This window comes from Pseudomonas sp. 05N434, from assembly GCF_056396965.1.
On record NZ_JBFTMK010000408.1, the window covers coordinates 1 to 4,601 of the forward strand.

Annotated in this window: 4 protein-coding genes; all 4 read right to left on the bottom strand. The window is 60.2% G+C overall.

Annotated features, from left to right (window positions below):
* Positions 1-459: 459 nt before the first annotated feature.
* Positions 460-1,170 (bottom strand): GntR family transcriptional regulator, encoded by a 711-nt coding sequence (locus AC1DLB_RS21905; protein ID WP_111453429.1) that lies wholly within the window; start codon positions 1,168-1,170, stop codon positions 460-462.
* Positions 1,171-1,239: 69 nt separating this feature from the next.
* On the bottom strand, positions 1,240-2,262 hold the full coding sequence (locus tag AC1DLB_RS21910; RefSeq protein ID WP_477785630.1) for a proline racemase family protein: 1,023 nt from the start codon (positions 2,260-2,262) through the stop codon (positions 1,240-1,242).
* Positions 2,263-2,273: 11 nt separating this feature from the next.
* Entirely contained in the window at positions 2,274-3,755 is a 1,482-nt protein-coding gene (locus AC1DLB_RS21915) for an aldehyde dehydrogenase family protein (protein ID WP_477745587.1), read from the bottom strand.
* Positions 3,756-3,763: 8 nt separating this feature from the next.
* A partial coding sequence (locus AC1DLB_RS21920) for an NAD(P)/FAD-dependent oxidoreductase (protein WP_477785631.1) occupies positions 3,764-4,601 on the bottom strand: 838 nt, incomplete at its 5' end.

Below are 4,601 nucleotides of genomic sequence, written 5' to 3' on the forward strand. Positions count from 1 at the left end.
CGGTGTGTCAAGGCAGACCGTGTCGGCCGGATTCACGACTGCTGCGCAGCCGAACGCAGCCTCGCAAGCTCGACAGCTGCTACGGCGAATACGAAAARGCCCGCACAAGGCGGGCTTTGGAAATCGAGTAGGTGGCCAGCGCTGGTCTCTGGCTTACAAGGTTTATCGGGCCTCTCACAGAACAGGATTTTTAGCTTTGGGCTGTTCTGCCTCACACGGCATAAGGGCTGGATCTCAGCGCGGAGATCTTTCTAACCGTGTACCCTTGGGAGCGCGCCCCACGCCTCCTCGCTATCCCTTTGCGCATCAGTCTGCGTCTTCACCTACAACCTCAGAATAGCAAACCATTCGAAGCCTGGGTCGGGGTTTTTAGACTGATTTTTTTCAAGGGAAATGATGGGTAAATGGAAAAATACTAACGCCGCGAGACGGACGTCCATGCCGCCTCCAACACCCGAACTAATTCACCGACATGCTTCCCGTGAGGTTCTGCTGCATGTAGGCCAGGAAGCGCCGCTGAAACAGCATGGTGTGCTCGTGCGCGGCCTGTTCGGCCTCATCCGGATTGCGCGCGGCGATGGCGTCAATCATTTCGTCATGGTCACGCCCCAACCGCGTACTCGTGCTGGCGGCGCTGATGATGTAGTCGAAATGCAGATGCAGCAGTCGCTGCCCCTCTCCCAAAAGCTTCTCGTAATAGCTGATGAAGTAAGGGTTCTTGCCGGCCTCGGCAATGGTCATGTGAAAAGCTTTGTTCATTTCCGACATCGCCTGGAAATCCCCGGTACTGACGGCCTCCAGATAAGCGGCATCGGCGGCGCGGATACGCGCCAGATCCTCGTCAGTACGCTGTAGCGCCGCAAGCCTTGTGACGGCACGCTGAATCAGGTCCAGGGCGGAGATGTAGTTAGGGAACTCTTCGATCTCGAACGGCGTCACCAACGTGGTGCGATTGGGCAGAATCGTCACCAGCCCTTCGCTGATCAGCCTTGCCAGGGCGTCGCGCACAGGCGAACGCGACAAGCCGAACTGCGCCGCCAACGACACTTCATCCAGCGGCGTGCCAGGCTTGAGCTTCAACGTCAGGATCTGTTTGCGCAGCTCCTCGTAAATGTAGCGCCCACCATGGCGCTTGACGCTTGCGTTGGTTTCAGCGGTGTCTTTGCTCATCAGGCAGCTCTCAGCGATACAGGCCGGACGTCTGTCCGGCCCGCAACTTTAGCATCAGCCAAGGCTCGGTTAGAAACCTTCGCCCCAGGTGTCGCTCAACATGAACCCTTCGCGGAGCGGGTCGTCCGGGTCTACACCAATCTGATGCAGACCATACACCCAGGCCCGCCCGGTGATTCTCGGCAACACCGCAGGCCGATCCCCCACCTCGGTCAGGCCCAGCAACTCGACCTTGAATTCACCGCCAATGGTGGAGCGCGAAGTGAGCTGGTCGCCTGGCTGCACCAGACCGCGCGCGCTCAGGGTCGCCAGGTTCGCCGAGCTGCCAGTTCCGCACGGCGAGCGGTCCACCCGGCCGGGCGGCAACGTGGTGCAGGTTTGCCAGGCTTTGTCGTCGAGGCGATGGCGGAACATCACATACGCGACTTCATTCAGCTCTTTGATCAACGGATGGCGGACCACCACCTGCTCGTTGATCAACCGCCGCAAACGCACCCCTTCGCTGGCCAGCGTACGGGCGTTTTCCGGAGCGATGCTCAAGCCGATCTGATCGACATCCACCAGCGCGTAATAGACCCCGCCAAAGGCGATGTCAGCCTTGATCGGGCCATACTCGGCGGTTTCAATGACCACGCCCAAATGCTCGACGAACGAGGGCACCATATCCAGCGAAACGCTGAGACAACGCCCATCCGCACACTGGGCACGCGCCGTGACCAGACCGGCCGGCGTGTCGAGCACCACGGTGGTGGACGGCTCCTGCATCGGCAAAATGCCCAGTTCCAGCAACGCGGTGACCACGCAAATGCAATTGCTGCCGGACATCGGGTGAGCCTTGTCTGCCTGTAATACGATGAACCCGGCCTGCGCCTCCGGCCGGGTGGATGGCAACAGCAGGTTGACGGACATTTGCAGGCAGCCGCGAGGCTCCAGCACCACCAGCCGACRCAGGCTGTCGTCCACTTCGTTGATGTAGTTCATCTTGTCGAGCATGGTCTTGCCGGGGATGTCGAGCACACCACCGGTAATGACTTTGCCGATCTCGCCTTCGCAGTGCACGTCGGCCATTTGCAGGGTTTTCTTCCAGCGCATCTCGGCCTCCTCTATTTGATGTACCAGCCCCAAGGCTGCTGGCTGTCATAACGGGTGATCTGCTTGGTTTCCAGGTAATTGTTCAAGCCCCACTCACCCAGCTCACGGCCGATCCCGCTTTGTTTGTAGCCACCCCAGGGTGCTTCGGTGAAGGTGGGTTGCGAACAGTTGATCCAGACAATACCAGCCTGCAGTCGGCGCGCGACCCGCTCCGCCCGTTGCATATCCGCAGACATCACCGCCGCCGCGAGGCCGAAGCGTGAATCGTTGGCGCTACGCAGCGCCTCGGCCTCATCGTCGAATGGACGCACGCACACTACCCGGCCGAAGATTTCTTCTTTCCAGATCCAGCTCTCTTCGGGCACATCGGCAAAAATCGCCGGCGTCAGGAAGTAGCCTTTTTCGCAGTCGGCCGGACGCGTGCCGCCGTACAACAAGGTTGCACCCTCCTCCTGGCCTTTGGCGATGGCTTGCAGCACTTTGTCGTATTGGCCACGGCTCACCAGCGGCCCGAGCAACACCCCCTCTTTCAAACCATTGCCGATGCTCAAGCTTCGGCTCTGTTCGACCAGGCGCTTGAGCAACGGCTCGTACAGATCCCGCTGGACCAGCACGCGGGACGTCGCGGAGCACACTTCGCCCTGGTTCCAGAAAATCCCGAACATGATCCATTCGACGGCCGCGTCGATGTCGCTGTCATTGAAAATGATGAACGGTGACTTGCCGCCCAATTCCAGGCTGATGTTTTTGATGTCGCGAGCCGCCGACTGCATGATCTTCGTCCCGGTCGGCACACTGCCGGTGAAGGCCAGCTTGTCGATGCCCGGATGCTCACTCAACGGTGCGCCGGCCTCGTTGCCCAGGCCGGTCACGACGTTCAACACACCGGCGGGCAACCCGGCTTGATGGGCAATGTCGGCCAGTTCCAATGCGGTCAGCGGCGTGAGTTCGGAGGGCTTCAACACCATGCAGCAACCCGCCGCCAACGCCGGAGCGACTTTCCAGGCCGCCATCAGCATCGGAAAGTTCCAGGGAATGATCGCGCCCGCGACCCCCATGGGCTCTTTACGGGCGATTGAGCTGAAGCGTTCATCCGCGAGGAAAATCGCTTGCTCCCGATGTCCGTCGAGGTCTTCGGCCAGATCGGCATAGAATTCGAAACAACCGGCCGTGTCGCCGATGTCCCACAGCGCTTCGGGCAAAGGCTTGCCGTTGTCCCGCACCTCAAGCTCGGCCAGGGCTTGCTGACGCTCGCGGATTCCGGCGGCGATCCGGCGCAGCACAATGGCACGCTCAGCCCCGCTCATCTGCGGCCACGGGCCCTCATCAAACGCACGGCGTGCGGCGTTTACCGCCCGGTCGATGTCCGGCGCGGTCGCAGCGGCTACGCGGGTGATTACACACTCATTGCTCGGGTCGATGGTCTCGAAGCTGCCGCCTTTGACGGGGCTGACCCATTGGCCGTCGATGTAAAGCAGGTCGTAGAAATTCATGAAGGGCCTCAATTGAAAGCAAAACGTTTGGCACTGAATGGGCTCAGGTCCTGGGCAGGTTTGCGTCCGGCGACCATATCGGCAATCAGTCGCCCGGTCGTTGCCCCGAGGGTCAGCCCCAGTTGCCCGTGACCGAACGCAAGGAATACGTTTTTGAGCCGATCGCAACCATCGATGATCGGCTTGGTGTCCGGCAGAAACGGGCGATAACCGACGCCATATTCAAGGCCGTCGATGTTCAACTGAGGAAGGATCCTGCGGGCCTTCTCCAGAATGATGTCCGCGCGTTTGTAGTTGGGTTCCGCATTGGGGCCGGCGAACTCGATCGTTCCGCCTATTTGCAAGCCTCGGGTCATCGGTGCGAAGCAAAAACCGCCATCGGCATAAATCACCGAATGACGCACCTCGACACCGGAATGAGGAAGCAGCACTTGATAACCGGCAATGCCCGCCAGAGGCACGCTGCCGCCGATTTGCCCGAAGAATTGTCGTGAGCCGATTCCGGCTGCGATCACCACATGATCGGCAGCGTAACGCGCACCGCTTGTAAGGGTCACGCCGCTGGCACGGTCGGCGACTTCATCAATGCTCTTCACTTCAGCACGCACCCGGGCGCCGCCTTGATCGATGAAGCTTTGCGTCAGAGCCGCAATAAATCMTTTGGTATCACTGACCGCACGCCAATCGGGAAACAGCAAACCGTGGCTGAATTTGCCGGCCAATGCGGGTTCAAGATCGGCAATGGCACCCCGATCCAGAACCTGCGACTTGAAACCCAGCGACCTGCGCAGGTCCATGTGTGGCTCTTCCTGCTCAAGCCCTTCAGCCGTGTCGAACACCTCGATG